Here is a 663-nt window from a genome sequence, read left to right on the forward strand (position 1 = left end):
AGGGCGCACCGCCGAAGGTCACCGGCGCGCTTGGCCCGGTGAACCAGGAAAAGATCGCCGTATAGAGCAGCGGCGTGATGATCGAGGTGATCGAGAAGATCGAGGTCATCGCGCCCTGCAACTCGCCCTGCGCCGAAGGCGGCACCTTGGCGGCGGCGAGGCTCCTCAGCGGCGGATCGGCCAGTGCTTCCAGACAGCCGACGACGATCACCGCATAGATCATCCAGCCTTGCGACGCGAAGGCATAGCCGAAAGCGCTGGCTGCCGTGAATGTCAGGCCGATGACCGCCGTCTTCCACTCGCCAAGCCTCGGGATCACGCGCGGCAGCACCGTCGCCATGACGATCGCACCGCACAGGCCGAAGGCGCCGAGCGAGAAGCCGATCTGCTGCTCGCTCCAGCCATAGCGGTAGCTGGAGACGAACGACCAGACCGCCGGATACATCATGTGTCCGAGCGTCATCAGGAAGAAGACAAGCCCGATCCAGCCGATGCCTTGATATTGGCGCATCTGCAGCAGCGTGCCGACCGGGTTGGCGCGTTTCCACTCGAAGCGGCGGCGATGCTTGTCATCGAGCGTTTCCGGGAGGAAAAACAACGCAATGAGGAAATTCACGAAGGCGAGCCCGGCGGCGAAATAGAATGGCACGCGCGGCCCGAACG

At 63.8% G+C, this 663-nt stretch carries 1 protein-coding gene; it reads right to left on the minus strand.

What is annotated here, in order from left to right:
• Positions 1–663: MFS transporter (locus EN750_RS37710; RefSeq protein WP_145968353.1), on the minus strand; the 663-nt coding region annotated here is incomplete at both ends.

The organism is Mesorhizobium sp. M7A.F.Ca.ET.027.03.2.1 (assembly GCF_003999175.1).
Taxonomy (GTDB): domain Bacteria; phylum Pseudomonadota; class Alphaproteobacteria; order Rhizobiales; family Rhizobiaceae; genus Mesorhizobium.